The organism is Caulobacter sp. GW821-FHT10E02, assembly GCF_059415225.1.
Map to the genome: position 1 here is coordinate 2,075,962 of NZ_JBWKMV010000001.1, position 18,379 is coordinate 2,094,340.

Here is an 18,379-nt window from a genome sequence, read left to right on the forward strand (position 1 = left end):
CTATTCCGATGCCCGAACCTCGACAAGACAAAGATGCACCTTAAGTACATGTTCTAGAGCGACCCGCTCGACGTCCACGATATGGAACTGCTAAGTCCCCGCCCGATGCGCTTCACCCGCTACACCGACTACGCCATCCGCGTGCTGCTGCACCTGGCGGCCCATGACGGCCAGACGGTCTCGATCCAGGAGATCGCGCGCGCCTATGGCGTCTCCAAGGACCACCTGATGAAGGTGGTGCAGCAGCTGTCCAAGGCCGGCTTCGTGGCCGCCCAGCGCGGACGCGGCGGCGGCCTGCGCCTGGGCCGGCCGGCGTCGGAGATCCGCATCGGCGACGTCGTGCGCGAGACCGAGGAGAACCTCCAGTTGGTCGACTGCGCCAACTGCAAGGTCTCGCCCGTCTGCGGCCTGCCCCGCGCCCTGAACGAGGCCACCGCCGCCTTCATGGCCGTGCTGGACCGCCAGACCCTGGACATGATCGTCAGCGACCAAGGCGCGGCCCGGCTCCTGCTGACGCCCCTCGAGCCCGCTTCCGCCTAGACCGGAGCAGAATTGTTCAAGCGGCGGACGTCGCACGCCCTTTAAGCCGGGGTCATGAACCGGCGTTCGCTCACCCCCTCGCCCCGCGCGCGTCCCGGCGCTACAGCTAGGGCAGCGAGGGCGACGCCATGAGTCATCCCGGTATCGACAGCCTGCGACCGCACGAGCGGCCGCTGTTCCCCGGCTCCCCGGCGACGCCCGACTTCTCCATGCCCGTCCGCGTCGCCTATGGCTGCGTCGGCGTGCTGCTGGCCTTCACCAGCGCCATGGGCACGGCCCTGATCACGGTGAACCTGCCCAACATCCAGGGCACGCTGGGGCTGGACCCGGCAGAGGCCTCGTGGCTGCCCACGGCCTATGCGATGACCTCGGTGTCGATGAACCTGATCCTGGTGAAGTTTCGCCAGCAGTACGGGCTTCGGCTGTTCGTCCAGCTGGCGCTGGGGACCTATCTGGCCGCCGTCGTTGCGCATCTGTTCGTCAACGACTTCGCCTCAGCCCTGGTCGTGCGCGCCGCCAGCGGCGTCGCCGCCGCGCCCCTGACCACCCTGGCGATCTTCTACCTGCTGCAGGCCTTTCCCGCCGCGAGGCGATTGTCGGCCTTCGTGCTGGCGTTCGGCCTGCCGCTGGTCGCCACGCCCCTGGCCCGCTGCTTCTCGCCCGACCTGCTGGAGCTGGGCCAGTTCCGCACGCTCTACCTGATCGAGCTTTCCCTGGTCCTGACCACCCTGGCCGCCGTCCTGGCCCTGCGCCTGCCGCCGTCCGAGCGGCTGAGGGTGTTCGAGTGGGCCGACTTCGTCACCTATCCGCTGATGGCCATCGGCATCGCCTTGATCTGCGCCGTGCTGGGCCAGGGACGGCTGGAGTGGTGGTTCGCAGCCCCGTGGATGGGCATGGCCCTGGCCGTGGCGGCCGTGCTGATCATCGCGGCCGTGACACTGGAATGGGGGCGAGCCAACCCGCTGCTCGACCTGCGCTGGGCGATCACGCCCGACTTCATCGGCTTCATCCTGATCGGCTTCCTGACGCGGGTGCTGCTGGCCGAGCAGAACGTCGGCGCCGCCGGGCTGCTGGCCGCCGTCGGCATGGGCCAGGAGCAGACCCGCGACCTCTATGTGGTGATCACCCTGGCCACCCTGGCCGGCGCCGTCGTCGGGGCCCTGACGATCAGCCCGCAGACCGTGTTCTTCCAGATCATGATCGCCGTGGTCCTGATCGGCGTGGCCGCCTATATCGACAGCCATTCCAACGACCTGACCCGGCCGGCCCAGCTCTATGTCAGCCAGTCGATGCTGGGCTTCGCCACGGCCCTCGTCCTGGCCCCTACCCTGCTGATCGGCTTCATCCAGGTGCTGCAACGCGGCTGGCGCTCGTTCCCGACCCTGGTCGTGTCCTTCGCCGTCACCCAGAACATCGGAGCCCTGTTCGGCAACGCCCTGGGCCAGACCTTCCAGTACGACCGGATGCGCTTCCACTACGCCCATCTGGTCGGCCAGCTGGACGCCACCATCCCGTTCGTCGCCGACCGCCTGCGCGCCGGCCCCGCCGCCCTGGTCGGCCAGGCGACGCGCGAGGCCAACATCCTGGCCTACAACGACCTGTTCCTGCTCCTGCTCGTCCTCGCCGTGCTGACCCTGGCCAACACCGCGATCTTCACGCTCCGCGTCATCGCCAAGATGAAAGCCGCGCAAAGGGCCGCCTCATGACCGACGCCGCTGCTCCCTCGCCCGCCCCCTCGCCAGAAGCCGCCGAGGCTTTGCGCCATCCGACGCATGTCAGCCCCGGAACCCTGGCCATCGCCGTCACCGCCGCCGTCGCGGCCGTGCTGGTCATCCTGTTCGTCTGGCGGCTGCCGCCGTTCGCCACCACCCTGCAGGTGACAGAGAACGCCTATGTCCGCGGCCAGGTCACGGTGATGGCTCCGCAGGTCAACGGTTATGTCGTCGAGGTGGCGGTGCAGGACTTCGACCACGTCAAGCAGGGCCAGATTCTGGCCCGCATCGACGACCGCATCTACAAGGCCCGCGTCGAGCAGGCCAAGGCGACCCTGGCCGCGCGCGAGGCCGATCTCGCCAATATCGACCAAGCCCAGCGGGCGCGCACGGCCGCCCTCTCCGGTCGCGAAGCCGAGCAAGCCTCTGCCCAGGCCCAGGCCGCCCGGGCCCGCGCGGACCTGGCCCGCATCAACGACCTGGCCTCGGACGGCTCGGTGTCGCTGCGCGAGCGCGATCAGGCCGTCGCCACCCTGCGCCAGACCGAGGCCGCCGTGCGCCAGACCGCCGCCGGCGGCGAGATCGCCCGCCAGGACATCCGCTCGGTCGCGGTCTCACGCGATGGCCTGAAGGCCGCCGTCGAGGCCGCTCGCGCCGCCCTGCGCCTGGCCCAGATCGATCTGGACAACACCGTCATCAGGGCTCCGCGTGATGGGCAGCTGGGCGAGGTCTCGGTGCGGCTAGGCCAGTACGTTTCGGCCGGCACGCAGCTGCTGGCCCTGGTCCCCGCCCGCCTGTGGGTCACGGCCAACTACAAGGAGGCCCAGACCGCCCGCATGGCCGTCGGCCAGCCGGTGACCTTCACGGTCGACGCCCTGGGCAAGAAGAAGCTGCGCGGCGTGGTCGAGGACCTGGCCCCGGCCACCGGCTCGGAGTTCGCGGTGATCAAGCCCGAGAACGCCACCGGCAACTTCGTGAAGGTCGCCCAGCGCATCCCGGTCAAGATCGCCATCAGCCCGAACCAGCCGCTGGCCGCGCGGCTGCGGCCGGGGATGTCGGTGGTGACCAAGGTCGACACCAAGGGCGGCCGCTGATGCGCCGGCTACTTCCTTTGCTGCTACTCTTGAGCGCTTGCGCGACCACGACGCCCGAGCGTCCGGCCTCGCCCGTACCGCCACCGGCCGCGTGGCGCACGACGCCGAATGCCCAAGGCCCGCTAGCCGCCGACTGGTGGACGCTGCTGGGCGATGCGCGACTCAACGCCCTTGTCGATAAGGCCTTGGCCCGCAACGCCGACATCGCCCTGGCCACGGCCCGCGTCGACGAAGCCCGCGCCCTGTCCCGCGTCGCCCACTCGGCGCTGGTCCCGACCGTCGACGCCGTCGCCGGGATCCAGGGAACGCGGCAACTGGACGCCTTCGCCCGCTCCTACGAGTCGACCGCCGAACAGGTCGGCCTGCGGGTCGCCTACGAGGTCGATCTGTGGGGCCGCGTCCGCGACCTCGACGCCGCCGGTCGCGCCAGCCTGCAGGCCAGCGCCGCCGCTCGCGACAGCGTCCGCCTGGCCGTCGCCGCCACCGTGGCCCGCAGCTATGTTGGCCTGCTGTCGCTGGACGCCCAGCTGGCCGTGGCCAAACGGACCATCACCGCCCGCGAGGCCGGCCTGCACGTGATCGAGCGCCGCGAAGGCGCCGGCTACTCCACCAAGCTGGAGCGCGACCAAGCCCAGGCCGAGCTGGCCGGCGTCCGTCGTCAGGTCCCAGCCCTGGAGCTGTCCATCTCGCGGCTGGAGGCCTCGATCAGCGCCCTGACCGGCGATCCGCCCGGCCCAGTGGCCCGTGGCGGCGACCTCGCCGGCCTGCTGAGAAACCCGATCCCGGTCGAAGCCCCGTCCAGTCTGCTGGCCCGCCGGCCCGACATCGCCCAGGCCCAGGACAGCCTGATCGCCGCCGACGCCAGTCTGGCTGCCTCGCGCGCCCAGCTGCTGCCGCAGCTGCGGCTGTCGGTGTCGGCCGATCGGGTGTTTACCGACGCCCTGCCCGATCCGGTCGCCCTGTGGAACGTCGGCGCGGGCCTCGCCCAGCCTCTCTTCAACGGCGGCCGGCTGAAGGCCCAGGTCCAGGCCTCGGAAGCCCGCAAGGCCCAGGCGGCGGCCAGCTATCGCGGCGTGGTGCTGAACGCCTTCGCCGAGACCGAGACCGCCCTGCGCGCCGTCGACGCCTTGCAGCGCCAGGAGGTCGAGATCGCCGCCCAGCGCGCCGCCATCGCTGAAGCCGCTCGTCGCGCCAAGGACCGCTACCGCGCCGGTTACGCCTCATACCTGGAGCAGATCGACGCCGAACGCGGCCTGCTGGCCGCCGACCAGGCGGTGATCCAGGCCCGCGAGGCCCGCGCCGTGGCCGCCATCGACCTGGCTCGCGCCCTCGGCGGCGGCTGGACGCCGGTCCCTTAAGTAGTCGCGGAACAGCGGTTCAGGCGCGGTTGAAAGCGGCTGCCGAGGGTTCTAGACCGGCTCTCGTCTCCAGGAGTTCCCCATGGCTGTCACCGTCTACCACAACCCCAAATGCAGCACCTCGGTGAAGACCGTCGCCCTGTTGCGCGAGGCGGGCCTGAACCCGACGGTGGTGGAGTACCTCAAGACCGGCTGGACTCGCGAACAGCTGCTGGACCTCGCCGCGCGCTCTGACACCGATCTCAAGGGCCTGCTGCGCGAGCGCGGCACGCCAGCCGAGGAACTGGGTCTTCTGAAGGCGGACGTTTCGGACGAGGCGATCCTGGCCGCGATGCTCGAGCACCCGATCCTGGTCAGCCGCCCGATCGTCGATGGTCCCAAGGGCGTGGTGCTGGCCCGGCCGATCGAGAAGGCCCTGACGGTCGCCTGATTTTCATCCGCACACGGACACCACGTCGTAAAACTGTCGCGGAACCGTGACAAAAGGCCCAGCATTGCTCCGGCACGTTCCCCCGTGTCCCCGGACCACACAGGATATGACGAGATGAACAAGCTCCTTGGCGCGGTCGCGACGATCGCCCTGCTCGCCGTCGCCGACCAAGCTCACGCCGCCCGCGACTACGTCTGGGCCGCCGGCTCCTCGACGGTGTTCCCCTTCTCCACCCGCGTCGCCGAGAACTTCTCGAAGAAGACCGGCAAGAAGTCGCCGAAGGTCGAGAGCCTGGGCACCGGTGGCGGCATCAAGATGTTCTGCGGCGGCGCCGGCGAGCAGTTCCCCGACATCGCCAACGCCTCGCGTCCGATGAAGAAGTCCGAGTTCCTGGCCTGCCAGAAGGCCGGCGTGAAGGACATCGTCGAGATCAAGATCGGCTTCGACGGTATCGTCGTGGCCGCCGACAAGAAGTCGCCGGACTACAACTTCAAGCTCGAGCAGCTCTATATGGGCCTGGCCGACCAGAGCGCGAAGGGCACGGCGACCGTCAAGAACCCCTACAAGACCTGGAAGGACGTCAACGGCGCCCTGCCCGGCAACCGCATCCTGGTCTACGGGCCGCCGCCGACCTCGGGCACCCGTGACGCCTTCGTCGAGCTGGCCATGGAAGGCGGCGCTTCGAAGATCCCGTTCCTGGCCGCTCTGAAGGCCTCGGACGAGAAGAAGTTCAAGGCCACCGTCTCGCCGATGCGCACCGACGGCGGCTGGGTCGACGCGGGCGAGAACGACAACGCCATCGTCGGCACCATCGAGAAGACCCCGAACGCCCTGGGCGTCTTCGGCTACTCGTTCCTGGAAGAGAACGCCTCGCGCATCAAGGGCGCGGCGATCAACGGCGTGAAGCCGACCGCCCAGGCCATCGCCAGCGGCCAGTATCCGCTGTCGCGCTCGCTCTACATCTACGTGAAGAAGTCGCAAGTCGGCGTGACGCCGGGCCTGAAGGACTTCGTCGCCGAGTTCGTGTCGGACTCGGCCACGGGTCGCGGCGGCTACCTGCAAGGCCGCGGTCTGATCCCGCTGCCGCCGGCGGTCCACGCCCAGATGAAGACCAAGGCTAACGCCCTGCCGGCCATGGCCGCGCCGAAGGAATAAGCTTCCTTCGAGGCTGAGTTTGGAAAGGCGGTCTCTTCGGAGGCCGCCTTTTTCATTTGCCCCCCAACCCTTTGTCCCAGGGTGGCTTGTCCGGGACGAACTCCTCGAAGCTCACCGCCACGCCGGGATCGTCGTCCAGGCAGCTGGCGGCGATGGCCAGTATCCGGCCACTCTCGGGATCGCCCAGCGACGTGCCGCAGCGTTTGCAGAAGCTGCGGGTCAGCCGGAACGGCGGCTTGGGGCGGTAGTGGGTGAGCAGCTCGCGCCCCGCCAGCCAGTGGAACGCCTCGGCGCGGACATAGGCATAGACGCCGGACCCGGCCTTGCGGCACCGCGAGCAGTGGCAGGTCCCCATCAGCAGCGGCGGCTCGAACAGCTCGAAGCGGACCCCGCCGCACAAGCAGCTACCCTTGATCGTCAATACGCATCTCCTTGATCACTCAAGGAGTTTGCGCGGGGGCTGCCGCCAGCTGTGTGTCAGCAGGCTGATGAGACGGGTTGTCGCACCGTGTAGCGGGTTACCGCGTCCGCGAGGTCATGCCGGCGGCGGCGGCGTCGTCCGCCACTTGCGGGTCGAGCTCCGGGGCCGGGCCGCTCTGGCGCGTGGCCGGCGGCGCGGCGGCGGTGGGGTCGGCGACCGGGGCCGAGGTCTCGACCTTGTGCGGGGCGGGCTGGGACGTGGTCGAGCGCGCCGACATGGCCGCCGTCGCCGCGTCATCGGCGGCGGTGCGGGTCTCGGACGGGCCGTCTTCGTAGCCGCCGCCGCTGGAGGTCAGGAACAGGATCGTGCCGAACGTCGCCAGGACGCCGATGATGAAGCCGAGGATCACCCAACCGAACGGATTGCTGCGACGCTCGCTCATCTGACTTCGATCCCCTACGCCGATACTGCCGGCTACCATGCTCTAAACGCCTGAACTAGAGCTTGGTTACCCATTTCGGCTGGCAGGGGAAACTAGAGCGTCAGGTGCCCGACCACTTGCGGACCGGGCCGACATCGACGTGGACGAAATTGCTGGTCGGGTAGTAGCCGACGCCGCCGCGTCCCAGGTCGAGAGCGGCCTGGCGGACATAGCGCAGGTCGACGTCCTCCAGCTTGATGTCCATGGCCTTGCCGTCCATGTGCAAGCTGCGCTTGGCCACCTCGCCGCTGCGCTCGGCCAGCAGCCTGTTGGTGGCCGGCGAGCGGTAGCCGGAGATGATCTGGAACGGCGACTTGCTCTGCGTCTTGGCCCGGATCTGGTCGAGGATGTCGTAGAGGCCCGTATCCATCGGATGGGTCTCGTCGTTGCGGTAATCGCGCAGCACCTTGTTCAGGGCTTCGACGGCGTCGGGAACGTACTCGCCCTTCTCCCAGTAGATCGCTTCCAGCTTCTCGTCGGTGTGGATGTTGCGCAGGTGGACCCAGCGCGGCTCGACGGCCCCCTGGAGGGATGGCGCGGCGAAGCTTTCCGTCGGCGTCGGGCGCAGGCCCACCGGCGGAACCGGAACGGCCGTCGGGGCTTTTCCTTCCAGGATCGCCCCGATGATGTCGTCATCGGCGGCGCGAGCATCCGCGGCCGGCAGCAGGCCGGCGCCAAGAATGCCCAGCCCCATCTGGAGCAGCTTACGTCGATGCATGCGTACGCCCTAACCCGACACTAAGGTCGGGGAGGACAACCCAAAAGCTTTAAGAAATCAAGCTGAGCCAGGACGAAGTGCGGCGATCCGCTGCACCAGCTCGCGATCCCAGCCGTACGGGTCGTCGCGGAAGTTCACCTGCCCGTCCGGGGTCACATAGGCCGTCCAGTAGAGCAGGAAGACCGCGATCTGCTGCGGCAGCTTGGCCCGCACGGTGTCGCCGCCGGCCAGGGTTTCGTCGATCTTCTCGGGCGTCCAGGTGGCGTCGCCGGCCAGCAAAGCCTTGGCCAGTTCGGTCGGCTTCTGCAGGCGCACGCAGCCGTGGCTGGCCAGGCGGCTGAAGCTGTCGAAGCGGGCGCGGCTGGGGGTGTCGTGCAGATAGACGCCGTACGGATTGTTGAAATCGAACTTCAGCTTGCCCAGCGCCGCCAGCGGGCCAGCCTTCTGTTGCAGGCGCGAGCCGCCGTCGCCGGTCGGGATGACGATGAAGTCGTTGCGGCGCAGATAGCCGGGGCTCTTGCGCTCCTTGGGCCACAGCTCCTTGGACGCGATCGAGGACGGCACGTTCCACGGCGGGTTCAGGACGACCGAGTGGATCATCGACGACAGCATCGGCGTCTCGTCGCCCGGACGGCCAGTGACCGCGCGCATGGTCAGGGTCGGGGTGTCGTGGCTGAACACCGACAGGATCGCGGCAGCGACATTGACCTGGATGCGGTCGGCCGGCAGCACCTGCGGCAGCCAGCGCCAGCGCTCCATATTGGCGGTGATCTGGTCCAGGCGGCGTTCGACCGGGACGTTCAGCGCGTCCAGCGTGGACTTGCCAACCACGCCGTTCGGGTTGAGGCCGAAGCGCTTCTGGGCCCGCTGCACGGCCTGGGTCAGGGCGGCGTCGAAGATCGGCGCGCCGTCGACGGCGATGGTCGGGTCCTCGGCGGCCAGGCGGGCTTCCAGCGCGACGACGCGCGGACCGGTCGAGCCTTCCTTCAGCTCCGGACCGGCGGCCAGCGGCGCCCAGCCGCCCTTGGCGGCGATGTCGCGATAGGTGACCAGGCCCTTCTGCAGGGTCTGATAGCCGGTATAGGGCGGCGGCAGCGTGCCCAGCCACTCGGCCAGCCGATCCTGCTGGACGGCGGCGTAGAATTCCGGCGCGGGGTCATAGGCGGCGGGCTTGAGGCCCCACTCGTTCATGAAGCCGCTGACCGGCAGACGGCCCGAGCGCACGGCCTTGGCATAGGCCAGGGTCAGGCTGATCAGCTGGGTCTGGCCGACGATGCGGGCCATGGCGTCGCGCGACTGCAGCTGGGCGATCGCCTGGTCGGGCGCGAAGGTCCCCGGCTCGAAGCCGTGCAGGTACGAGTCACTCAACACCTGGCGCAGCAGGTCGATCTGCTCGGACCGCAGCTGGATGTTGGAATAGTCGGGCTGGATCGGCGACGGCCGAGGGGCATAGACCAGCGGAGCGGCCTGCTGGGGCGCTGCCTGCGGGGGACGGCCGCCGGCCAAGGGCGGGCGCTGCGACTGGGCCATAGACGACCGAGCTTGGGCGGCCTCCAGGGACAGCAGGCTCATCGCCGCCGCCAGGACGCCGCAGGTTCTCGAAACTCGCATCACCGTTAAGCAGCCCGCCCACACGCGCGGCCAGGCCGCGTCAAGGTTTCCAGATGGCCGTCGCCGGCCCTCCGCGTCAACGAAAGTAGCGTGAAAGGCGAGCCTTCCAGGCCTGTCTCGACAACGTTTTCCGACAACAGGAACCCGCAAGCCACACCGTCGGTTTCACTCAAAACGGGGACCGCCGGAAAACCGGGCGGCGAAGGCGATGGACAAGGCTTTGCACCAGAAGACTCTCGACCTCTATCCGATCGGCAACTGCGCCGTCAGCGCCTTGATCGACACCGAGGGCCGCTTCGTGTGGGCCTGCGCGCCGCGCGTCGATTCAGATCCGGTGTTCAGCGCCCTGCTCGACAACGCCGACATCGAAGGCGCCGAGGCCAAGGGCGTGTGGGACGTGCAGGTCGAGCGCCGGGCCGAGACTCGCCAAGGCTATCTGCGCAACACCCCGATCCTGCGCACCGAGATCGCCGACGAGGACGGGGCGCGGTTCGAGATCATCGACTTCGCGCCCCGCTACCAGCAGTTCGGCCGCACCTTCCGGCCGACCGCCTTCATTCGCCTGATCCGGCCGATCATCGGCGTGGCCCGCATCACCCTGCGCGTGCGCCCCACCGCCGGCTGGGGCGCCAAGGTGGCCGAGCACACCAATGGCTCCAACCACATCCGCTACCTGTGCTCGGACATGACCTTGCGGCTGACCACCGACATGCCGGTCTCGCACATCCTGGAGGAGCGCACGTTCCGGCTGGAGCGACCGATCGCCATGTACATGGGGCCCGACGAGGGCTTCGACGCCCCGATCGGTCCGACCTGCCTGCGGATGCTGAACGAGACCGAGAGCTACTGGAAGAACTGGGTCCGGGGTCTGGCCATTCCGCTGGAATGGCAGACGGCGGTGATCCGCGCCGCCATCACCCTGAAGCTCTGCATGCACGAGGAGACAGGCGCGATCGTCGCGGCCCTGACCACCTCGATCCCCGAGCACGCGAACAGCGGCCGCAACTGGGACTACCGCTACTGCTGGCTGCGCGACGCCTATTACGTGGTCCAGGCCCTGAACCGCCTGGGCGCGGTCGACATCCTGGAGAACTATCTGGGCTATCTGCGCAACATCGTCGACCGGGCCGGCGGCGGCCATATCCAGCCGCTGTTCGGCGTCGGTTTCGAGGAGGTGCTGACCGAGCGCTTCGCCCCCGACCTGCCCGGCTATCGCGGCATGGGGCCGGTGCGGGTCGGCAACCAGGCCTTCGAGCACATCCAGAACGACGTCTACGGCCAGATCATCCTGTCCACGGTGCAGGCCTTCTTCGACGAGCGCCTGCTGCGCCCGGCGACGGTCGAGGACTTCGAGGCCCTGGAGCCGGTCGGCGAGCGCGCCTTCCAGCTGCACGACCAGCCCGACGCCAGCCTGTGGGAGTTCCGCGGCCGGGCCAATGTCCACACCTACTCCTCGGCCATGTGCTGGGCCGCGTGCGACCGCCTGGGCAACGCCGCCGAGAAGCTGGGGCTGAAGGACAAGGCCGCCCTGTGGAACGGCCGCGCCGCCCAGGTGCGCAAGGTCATCGAGGACCGCGCCTGGAACGACAAGCTGGGCCGCTTCGCCGCCACCTTCGAGGGCGACGAGCTGGACGCCTCCTTGCTCCAGCTGGTCGACCTGCGCTTCCACGCCGCCGACGACCCGCGCAACGTCGCCACCCTGGCGGCGATCGAGGACGGGCTGCGGCGCGGGGCCTACCTGCTGCGCTACGCCATCCCCGACGACTTCGGCTCGCCGCAGACGGCGTTCAACATCTGCACCTTCTGGCTGATCGAGGCGCTGCACCTGTCGGGCCGCTCGGAGGAGGCGCGCGCCTTGTTCGAGGATATGCTGTCGCGCCGCACGGGCGCGGGCCTGCTGTCGGAGGACATCGGCTTCGCCGACGGCGAACTGTGGGGCAACTATCCCCAGACCTATTCCTTGGTCGGATTGATCAACTGCGCGGTGCTGCTAAGTCGGCCATGGACATCCGTCCGCTAGACTTGGTGAGCCGTGTTGCGGCTTTGACATCCAGCCGTCACAACTTGCAGGCAACTGCGAAGGCGGGACGCTCGAAAATCGGAGAAGCTCTTTGGTGAGCCGCAAACTGGCCTTGGCCGGCGTCCTGGGGTGTGTCGCGACGAGCGCCTATGCGCAGACGACTCCTGCTGCCCCTGCTCCTCAGGCTCCAGCCGCGCAAAAGCCGGCCGAAAAGCCGCTGACGCCGGAAGACCTCGACACCGAGGTCGAGGCCGTCACCATCACCGCCAGCGGCAAGCCCTTTGGCGCGGTCATGGGCGACATCCCGCCCGAAGAGACCTTCAGCGCCGCCGATGTGCGCTCGTTCGGGGTCTCGTCGATCACCGACCTGCTGACCGAGCTGACCCCGCAAACCACCAGCGGCCTGGGCGGCGATCCGGTCGTGCTGCTGAACGGCCGCCGCATCTCCGGCATGGGCGAGATCCGCGATGTCCCGACCGAGGCCATCCAGCGCGTCGAGATCCTGCCCGAGGAAGTGGCCCTGAAATACGGCTACTCGGCCGACCAGAAGGTCGTGAACGTGGTGCTGCGCCAGCGCTTCCGCGCCGCCACGATCGAGGGCCAGGTCGGCGGCTCGACGGCCGGCGGCCAGCTGAGCGAGATGGCCAACTACAGCCGCCTGCAGCTCAATCGCGATGGCCGCACCAACATCGCCGTGAAGATCCAGAACAGCGACCGGTTGCTGGAGAGCGACCGCGACCTGATCAGCCGCAACGACAACGGCCTCTACGACCTGGTCGGCAATATCGGCCCCGCCCTGCCCGGCGCCAGCCAGATCGATCCTTTGCTGCCCGTCGCCGTGGCCGGCGTCCCGGCCTCGGCGGCCGGCGGTCGTCCGGCCCTGTCGGCCTTCACGCCCGGCGTGGTCAACACCAGCGACCTTTCGGACAGCCGCACCCTGCTGCCCGAGAACCAGCAGCTGACGATCAACAGCGTCACCAACCGCTACATCCTGGACCGGGTGTCGGCGACGCTGAACCTCGGTTTGACCGCCTCGCGCAGCAACTCGCTGCTGGGCCCGGCGCGGGCGCGGCTGGTGATCCCCGGCGGCGACCCATTCTCGCCGTTCAGCCAGCCCGTGGCGCTCTACCGCTATCTGGGCGAGCTGGCCCCGCTGGAGCAGAACAGCCGCAACCTGGCGGGCCACGCCGGCTTCACCCTGACCAAGGACACCGAAGACCTGCGGCTGTCGCTGACCGGCAACTACGACCACGCGATCAGCCGGACCGAGACCGATCGCGGCGTCGACCTGAGCGGCGTCCAGAGCCGCCTGACCGCGCTGGACCCGACCCTGAACCCGTTCGCGCCGCTGTCGGGTCTGTCCCTGACCCAGGACCGCGCCCGCTCGACCACCGACACGGGCGACCTGCAGTTCGTCGCCAACCGCTCCCTGTTCAAGTTCGCGGCCGGGGACCTGTCGACCACCTTCAAGCTGGGCGCGACGGGCACCAAGCTGAACGCCAAATCGTTCCGCAATGGCGTCGAGACCGACAGCGACCAGTCGCGCGGCGACATCAACACCCAGGTCAGTTTCGACCTGCCGCTGACCAGCCGTCGCAAGGGCGTGCGGGCCGGGCTGGGCGACCTGTCGGCCAACCTGAACCTGGCCGCTCGCCAAGTCTCGGACTTCGGGACCCTGACCACGATCGGCGGCGGCCTCAACTGGTCGCCACTCAAGCCGGTCAGCTTCATCGTCTCGGCGACCCGCCAGGAGAACGCCCCCAGCATCGCCCAACTGGGCAATCCGCTGGTCACCACGCCCGACGCCCGGGTCTTCGACTACGTGACCGGCCAGACGGTCGATGTCACCCGCATCAGCGGCGGCAACGCCAATCTGCGGGCCGAGGAGCGCAACGTCCTGAAGTTCGGCGTCAATGTCCGGCCCGAGAAGATCCAGGGCCTGACCCTGAACGCCAACTACACCCGCACCCGCATCGACAACCCGGTGGCCGGCTTCCCAGCGGCGACGGCGGCGGTCGAAGCGGCCTTCCCCGATCGCTTCACCCGCGACGCCGACGGCAACTTGACCCGCATCGACAGCCGGCCGGTCAACTTCGCCAAGCGCGAGAGCGAGCAGATCCGCTGGGGCCTGAACTTCTCCCGTCAGATCGGCAAGACCCCGCCCCCGCCGCCCGGCGGCTGGCGCGGTCGCCAAGGCGGCGGCCAAGGCGTGGGCGGCCAGCGCCAGGACGGCTCGACCGTCCCCGGCGCCGATCTCCTGCGCCGCACGCCCGGTAGCGCCGGTGGCGACGGCGCGCCAGCCCGTGCGCCGCAGCCCGACGACCAGGCCCAGAACCAACAGACCCAGCCGCCCCAGACCGGCGAAGAGCCCCCGCGCCCGAACTTCGGCGACCGCAGCAGCGGCGCCGGCGGCGACGGCCCCCGCTTCGGCGGCGGCGGCGCTGGCGGACGCGGTGGCGGCGGCTTCGGCGGCCGGGGTGGTGGTGGCGGCGGCAACCCGCGCGCCACGCGGCTGCAGCTGGCTCTCTTCCACACCATCCACCTGCGCGAGCGCGTCACGATCGCCGACGGTATCCCGGCCCTCGATCTGCTGAAGGGCGACGTACTGGGCTCGGGCGGCGGCGAGTCGCGTCACGAGGTCGAGGCCCAGGCGGGCATCACCAAGTACGGCCTGGGCGCCCGCGTCTCGGCCAACTGGCAGAGCGCGACCCACGTCCGCGCGGGCCTTGGCGGGGCCTCCACCGATCTGGACTTCTCGGACTTGGCGACGGTCAACCTGCGCCTCTTCGCCGACCTGAGCGTCCGGCGCGAGCTGATCCAGGCGCATCCGATCCTGCGCGGCGTGCGGCTGACCTTCGCGGTCAACAACCTGTTCGACGAGCAGCAGACGGTGCGCGACGGTACGGGCGTGGCGCCGCTGACCTACCAGCCGGACTACCTGGACCCGCGCGGCCGGGTGGTGTCGTTCAACGTCCGCAAGCTGCTGTTCTAGTCCTGCCCCCTCGGTAAGCAGTAGCGCAAAAACCCGTGAGCTTCAGTGTTTCGCGGGATCGAACCCGGGCCTCCGGCGTTCTTGGCGCATGTTGCTTACTGATGAGGGGGTTCTCGCCATGACCGCGGCTCACACGGTCTCGCGCCTGGAATCTGTCGATCTCCCGCCCCCGCCGCTCGATCTGCCGCGCCGCTGCGCGCTGTTCCTCGATCTCGACGGTACGCTGGCGCCGATCATGCCGCGTCCCGACGATGTCGGGCCTGACGCCCGCCGCGCGCGGGTCCTGGCCCGCCTGCGCGAGACGTTCGAGGACCGCGTGGCCGTGGTCAGCGGCCGGGCCCTGACCAATCTCGACTACATCCTGGGCGGCGCGGTGCCCGCTATCGGCGCCGTGCACGGCTTGGTGCGTCGCACCGCCGACGGCCAGGTCATCGAGCGCGAGCCGCACGCCGGCCTCGCCGACGCCCGCCGCATCCTCGTGGAGCTGGCGCACTGCGAACGCGGTCTGCTGTTCGAGGACAAGGGCCTGTCCGTCGCCCTGCACTACCGCAATGCTCCAGCCTGCGCCGAGGCGGTGATCGAGGCCGGCGAGCGCCTGTCACAGGCCACGGGCCTGGTCCTCCAACTGGGCGACATGGTCGTCGAGCTGCGCACCCCCGGCGCCGATAAGGGCGCGGCGGTGACCGCCTTCCTGCGCGAGGCCCCGTTCCTGGGCGCCATGCCGGTGTTCATCGGCGATGATCTCACCGACGAGGACGGCTTCGCGGCCGCCAACCGCCTGGGCGGCTTTGGCATCCTGGTCGGCCAGCGCCGCCCGACGGAGGCGCGCTACAGCTTGGCCGACACCAACGCCGTCTTCAAATGGCTGGAGGGCCTGTCAGCCCCGGTGACCGCATGAGCCGGCTGATCGTCGTCTCCAACCGCGTCAATCCGCCGAACCCGGCGGAGGGCGGCGAAGGTTCGGTCGGCGGTCTGGCCATGGCCCTGGCCGCCGCGCTGCGGGAATATTCCGGCATCTGGTTCGGCTGGAGCGGCAAGACCATTCCGGAATTCACCGGTCAGCTGAACATGCAGCGGATCGAGGGCGTCACGGTCGCCACCGTCGACCTCGAGGAGACCGACTACCAGGAATATTACAACGGCTACGCCAACAAGACGCTGTGGCCGCTGTTTCACTACCGCGTCGACCTGACCGCCTACGACCGCTCGTTCGGCGAGGGCTATGACCGGGTCAACAAGCGATTCGCCGAGACCCTGCTGCCACTGATCGAGCCGGACGACATCGTCTGGGTTCACGACTATCACCTGATCCCCGTGGCCCGAGAGCTACGGCGGATGGGCGTGACCAACCGGATCGGCTTCTTCCTGCACATTCCCTGGCCGGCCCACCAGTTGGTCACCACCCTGCCTCGCCACAAGGCGCTGGTGGAGGCGCTGTTTCACTACGACCTGATCGGCTTCCAGACCGAGGAGTCGCTGCAGGCGTTCGAGGGCTACGTGTTCTCCGAGGTGCAAGGCAGCAAGAACGAGCGCGGCGAGCTGGTCGCGTTCGGCCAGCGCACCTGCGCGGCGGCCTTCCCGATCGGCGTGGACGCGGCCGACTTCGCCCAGATCGTCCAGGGTGAGAACGCCCGCAAGGTCTACGACCGGATGATGGCCCACAGCGTCTTCCGCAAGATGATCGTCGGCGTCGACAGACTGGACTATTCCAAGGGCCTGGAAGAGCGGCTGATCGGCTTCGAGCGGTTTCTGCACGACCATCCGGACCTGGTCCGCGACGTCATGCTGCTGCAGATCGCCCCGATCTCGCGCGACGAGGTCGAGGCCTATCAGGACCTGCGCTCACGGCTGGACGGCCTGATCGGCCGGATCAACGGCGCCTATGCCGAGATGGACTTCACGCCGATCCGCTACGTCAATCGCAGCTACCGTCGCGACGAGCTGGCCGGCATCTACCGCGCCAGCCGCGCGGCCCTGGTCACGCCGCTGCGCGACGGCATGAACCTGGTGGCCAAGGAATATGTCGCGGCCCAGAACCCCGACGATCCCGGCGTGCTGATCCTGTCGCGCTTCGCCGGCGCGGCCCGGCAGATGAAGGACGCCCTGATCATCAACCCCAACAGCCCGGAGGAGATCTCCGACGCGCTGGAACGGGCCCTGTCGATGGAACTGCCCGAGCGCAAGCGCCGCTGGGAAGCCCTGTTCGACAATGTGAGCCGCGAGGACGTCACCGCCTGGCGCGACAACTTCGTCACGGCTTTGCGGGCGCGGTCGGGACCGGATGAGACGCCTGAAGAGCCGGCCAAGGTGCGGTCGCTGGACGTGACGGCCAAGGCGCTGAAGGCTGGGCCGGAAGCGAAAGCGATGCGGGCCTAAAGCCTACTTCTCCGCCATCCCGTCGATCAGCTTCTTCAGTCGCTCCACCTCATCGGCCTTCAGCGGCCGATGCTGGGCGAAGTGGCTGATCAGGGGAGCAAGCTGGCCTTCGAACAGGCGGTCAAGCAGGCCCTGGCTCTCGGAGTGCACATAGGCGCTACGGTCGATCAGCGGGCGGTAGCCGTGCTTGCCTTCGGCGCGCTCGGACTTGATCGCCTTCTTCTTCAGCAGGCGATTGATCAGCGTCTTGACCGTGGCCTCGCCCCAGGCCTGGGACGCGCCGACCTCGGCCACCAGATCGTCGGCCGACATCGGCTGGCGACGCCAGAGGGCTTCCATGACATGCGCTTCGGCGGCGGTGATGTGCATGACACTTACATCCGTAATTCACCGGGGACGCTATACCCGCTATTACGGGTGTCAAGCGCGGCGAACGCTCACGCGGCTCGCGCCGCCACGATCAGGCCCGCCGGCGCATGGTCCTCCATCAGCGGCGCCAGGCTGAGCTCGATCTCGCGCTCCCCGCCATTCTTGACGAGCAGAGTCGCGCCCGTGACCTGCGGCTCGTTGGTCCGCATCACCGTCTCGATCCGCGCCGACAGGGCGTGGCGCTCGGCCGGGCGCACCACATCGGTCAGGCGGTAGTCGATCAGCTCCTCGACCTTGAAGCCGGTCATGGCCGCGAAGCGTTCGTCCAGCTCGGCGAACGCCCCGCGCACGTTCAGCCGCGCGGCGCCAACATCGTGCAGGTTCGAGGTCGCCGTCCGGAACGCCGCCGCCGCATCGAACCGCCGCCGCAGGTCGCGCTCCTCGCTGCGATTGAGCATTAGCAGGGCCACCCCACCCGGATAAGGGAAGGCCCGCATGCTGCAGCGTCGCTCGCCGCCCGGCGCGGCGCTGGCCTCGAACTCGCTGATCTCGCCGGCGCTCAGCGCCCGTCGCAGTTGCTCGCCGATCATCGCCTGGCAGGGCGCCGGGAAGAGCTCCCCCCACGACAGCCCCTCCAGCTGGCCGGCGCTCAAACCCGCCAGCGCCTCGAACGGACGGTTGACGGCCACCGCCTTCAAGGACTCATCGAAGGCCACGAACGCCTCGCTCATCGCCCCCAGCAGCGCCGCCAGCGCGGTCTCGGACCGTCCCCGTGTCTCGCGTATCGCGCCGTCGTCGGTCAGGCCGAAGAACAGGCCGGCCGAGACCACCGCCACGCGCGGGCGGCCGTGGTGGGTGACGATGACCGGCGCCTCCAGCGCGCGATCCTGCCAATGTCCGAAGTTGCGACTGATTTCGCCGGCCGTGACCGACAGGGGTTCCGAGTTCAGCGTCTTCATCACAGCCTCCTGGCTGTCCGCAAAATCCGCAAAACGCTCAACCGCCTCGCCTTAAGGATGATTGGCCTCGGCGACACACGGCAACGCTATAGTTGCACAACGCGTGTCACAACAGCCGAGACGCGCGATACCTCTGCGGCAGG

Annotated in this window: 16 protein-coding genes; 10 read left to right on the forward strand and 6 right to left on the reverse strand. The window is 69.0% G+C overall.

The window, feature by feature from the left end:
• The first annotated feature begins 81 nt into the window (after positions 1 to 81).
• The 6 genes from AC07NI_RS09090 (at position 82) to AC07NI_RS09115 (ending at position 6,289) form a co-directional block, all read left to right on the forward strand.
• The gene (locus tag AC07NI_RS09090) at positions 82 to 540 is read left to right on the forward strand and encodes an Rrf2 family transcriptional regulator (RefSeq protein ID WP_494617953.1); all 459 of its coding nucleotides are present in this window, start codon (positions 82 to 84) and stop codon (positions 538 to 540) included.
• 128 nt (positions 541 to 668) lie between these two features.
• Positions 669 to 2,246: an MFS transporter gene (locus AC07NI_RS09095; RefSeq protein WP_494617955.1), complete on the forward strand. Its 1,578-nt coding sequence runs from the start codon at positions 669 to 671 to the stop codon at positions 2,244 to 2,246.
• A complete protein-coding gene (locus AC07NI_RS09100; protein WP_494617957.1) occupies positions 2,243 to 3,346 on the forward strand; it encodes an HlyD family secretion protein in 1,104 nt (367 codons plus the stop codon). The genes AC07NI_RS09095 and AC07NI_RS09100 overlap by 4 nt, the downstream gene beginning before the upstream one ends.
• On the forward strand, positions 3,346 to 4,704 hold the full coding sequence (locus AC07NI_RS09105) for an efflux transporter outer membrane subunit (protein WP_494617959.1): 1,359 nt from the start codon (positions 3,346 to 3,348) through the stop codon (positions 4,702 to 4,704). The genes AC07NI_RS09100 and AC07NI_RS09105 overlap by 1 nt, the downstream gene beginning before the upstream one ends.
• Before the next feature lie 82 nt (positions 4,705 to 4,786).
• A complete protein-coding gene (locus AC07NI_RS09110) occupies positions 4,787 to 5,134 on the forward strand; it encodes an arsenate reductase family protein (protein ID WP_494617961.1) in 348 nt (115 codons plus the stop codon).
• A gap of 114 nt (positions 5,135 to 5,248) precedes the next feature.
• The gene (locus AC07NI_RS09115; RefSeq protein WP_494617963.1) at positions 5,249 to 6,289 is read left to right on the forward strand and encodes a substrate-binding domain-containing protein; all 1,041 of its coding nucleotides are present in this window, start codon (positions 5,249 to 5,251) and stop codon (positions 6,287 to 6,289) included.
• A gap of 52 nt (positions 6,290 to 6,341) precedes the next feature.
• Here the strand turns inward: AC07NI_RS09115 and AC07NI_RS09120 are convergent, their stop codons facing one another.
• From AC07NI_RS09120 to AC07NI_RS09135, 4 genes are all read right to left on the reverse strand, one after another.
• Complete coding sequence (locus AC07NI_RS09120; RefSeq protein ID WP_494617964.1) at positions 6,342 to 6,710, reverse strand: GFA family protein; 369 nt, start codon at positions 6,708 to 6,710, stop codon at positions 6,342 to 6,344.
• Between the two features lie 97 nt (positions 6,711 to 6,807).
• Entirely contained in the window at positions 6,808 to 7,152 is a 345-nt protein-coding gene (locus tag AC07NI_RS09125; RefSeq protein WP_494617966.1) for a hypothetical protein, read from the reverse strand.
• A gap of 100 nt (positions 7,153 to 7,252) precedes the next feature.
• Positions 7,253 to 7,909: a peptidoglycan L,D-endopeptidase MepK gene (mepK, locus tag AC07NI_RS09130; RefSeq protein ID WP_494617968.1), complete on the reverse strand. Its 657-nt coding sequence runs from the start codon at positions 7,907 to 7,909 to the stop codon at positions 7,253 to 7,255.
• Positions 7,910 to 7,966: 57 nt separating this feature from the next.
• Positions 7,967 to 9,523, reverse strand: a complete 1,557-nt coding sequence (locus AC07NI_RS09135; protein WP_494617970.1) for a L,D-transpeptidase family protein — start codon at positions 9,521 to 9,523, stop codon at positions 7,967 to 7,969.
• A 205-nt stretch (positions 9,524 to 9,728) separates the two neighbouring features.
• Between AC07NI_RS09135 and AC07NI_RS09140 the strand changes: the two genes are divergently transcribed.
• The 4 genes from AC07NI_RS09140 (at position 9,729) to AC07NI_RS09155 (ending at position 16,908) form a co-directional block, all read left to right on the forward strand.
• Positions 9,729 to 11,540, forward strand: a complete 1,812-nt coding sequence (locus AC07NI_RS09140; protein ID WP_494617972.1) for a glycoside hydrolase family 15 protein — start codon at positions 9,729 to 9,731, stop codon at positions 11,538 to 11,540.
• 94 nt (positions 11,541 to 11,634) lie between these two features.
• Positions 11,635 to 14,532 (forward strand): TonB-dependent receptor, encoded by a 2,898-nt coding sequence (locus AC07NI_RS09145; RefSeq protein ID WP_494617974.1) that lies wholly within the window; start codon positions 11,635 to 11,637, stop codon positions 14,530 to 14,532.
• Positions 14,533 to 14,650: 118 nt separating this feature from the next.
• Positions 14,651 to 15,430: a trehalose-phosphatase gene (gene otsB / locus AC07NI_RS09150; protein ID WP_494617976.1), complete on the forward strand. Its 780-nt coding sequence runs from the start codon at positions 14,651 to 14,653 to the stop codon at positions 15,428 to 15,430.
• Complete coding sequence (locus AC07NI_RS09155) at positions 15,427 to 16,908, forward strand: alpha,alpha-trehalose-phosphate synthase (UDP-forming) (protein WP_494617978.1); 1,482 nt, start codon at positions 15,427 to 15,429, stop codon at positions 16,906 to 16,908. Before otsB ends, AC07NI_RS09155 begins: the two co-directional genes overlap by 4 nt.
• A 3-nt stretch (positions 16,909 to 16,911) precedes the next feature.
• Here AC07NI_RS09155 and AC07NI_RS09160 read toward each other — a convergent pair whose 3' ends face one another.
• Both AC07NI_RS09160 and AC07NI_RS09165 read right to left on the reverse strand, forming a co-directional pair.
• Positions 16,912 to 17,277 carry a BlaI/MecI/CopY family transcriptional regulator gene (locus AC07NI_RS09160; RefSeq protein ID WP_494617980.1) on the reverse strand — a complete coding sequence of 122 codons (366 nt, stop codon included), beginning with the start codon at positions 17,275 to 17,277 and terminating at the stop codon, positions 16,912 to 16,914.
• 68 nt (positions 17,278 to 17,345) lie between these two features.
• On the reverse strand, positions 17,346 to 18,236 hold the full coding sequence (locus AC07NI_RS09165) for a PAS domain-containing protein (RefSeq protein WP_494617982.1): 891 nt from the start codon (positions 18,234 to 18,236) through the stop codon (positions 17,346 to 17,348).
• Positions 18,237 to 18,379 lie beyond the last annotated feature (143 nt).

What these genes read in the sequence shown, in the direction of transcription:
- AC07NI_RS09090 (WP_494617953.1), top strand. Translation starts at nt 82, where the DNA reads ATGGAACTGCTAAGTCCCCGCCCGATGCGCTTCACCCGCTACACCGAC.
- AC07NI_RS09095 (WP_494617955.1), top strand. Translation starts at nt 669, where the DNA reads ATGAGTCATCCCGGTATCGACAGCCTGCGACCGCACGAGCGGCCGCTG.
- AC07NI_RS09100 (WP_494617957.1), top strand. Translation starts at nt 2,243, where the DNA reads ATGACCGACGCCGCTGCTCCCTCGCCCGCCCCCTCGCCAGAAGCCGCC.
- AC07NI_RS09105 (WP_494617959.1), top strand. Translation starts at nt 3,346, where the DNA reads ATGCGCCGGCTACTTCCTTTGCTGCTACTCTTGAGCGCTTGCGCGACC.
- AC07NI_RS09110 (WP_494617961.1), top strand. Translation starts at nt 4,787, where the DNA reads ATGGCTGTCACCGTCTACCACAACCCCAAATGCAGCACCTCGGTGAAG.
- AC07NI_RS09115 (WP_494617963.1), top strand. Translation starts at nt 5,249, where the DNA reads ATGAACAAGCTCCTTGGCGCGGTCGCGACGATCGCCCTGCTCGCCGTC.
- AC07NI_RS09125 (WP_494617966.1), bottom strand. Translation starts at nt 7,152, where the DNA reads ATGAGCGAGCGTCGCAGCAATCCGTTCGGTTGGGTGATCCTCGGCTTC.
- mepK (WP_494617968.1), bottom strand. Translation starts at nt 7,909, where the DNA reads ATGCATCGACGTAAGCTGCTCCAGATGGGGCTGGGCATTCTTGGCGCC.
- AC07NI_RS09140 (WP_494617972.1), top strand. Translation starts at nt 9,729, where the DNA reads ATGGACAAGGCTTTGCACCAGAAGACTCTCGACCTCTATCCGATCGGC.
- otsB (WP_494617976.1), top strand. Translation starts at nt 14,651, where the DNA reads ATGACCGCGGCTCACACGGTCTCGCGCCTGGAATCTGTCGATCTCCCG.
- AC07NI_RS09155 (WP_494617978.1), top strand. Translation starts at nt 15,427, where the DNA reads ATGAGCCGGCTGATCGTCGTCTCCAACCGCGTCAATCCGCCGAACCCG.
- AC07NI_RS09160 (WP_494617980.1), bottom strand. Translation starts at nt 17,277, where the DNA reads ATGCACATCACCGCCGCCGAAGCGCATGTCATGGAAGCCCTCTGGCGT.
- AC07NI_RS09165 (WP_494617982.1), bottom strand. Translation starts at nt 18,236, where the DNA reads ATGAAGACGCTGAACTCGGAACCCCTGTCGGTCACGGCCGGCGAAATC.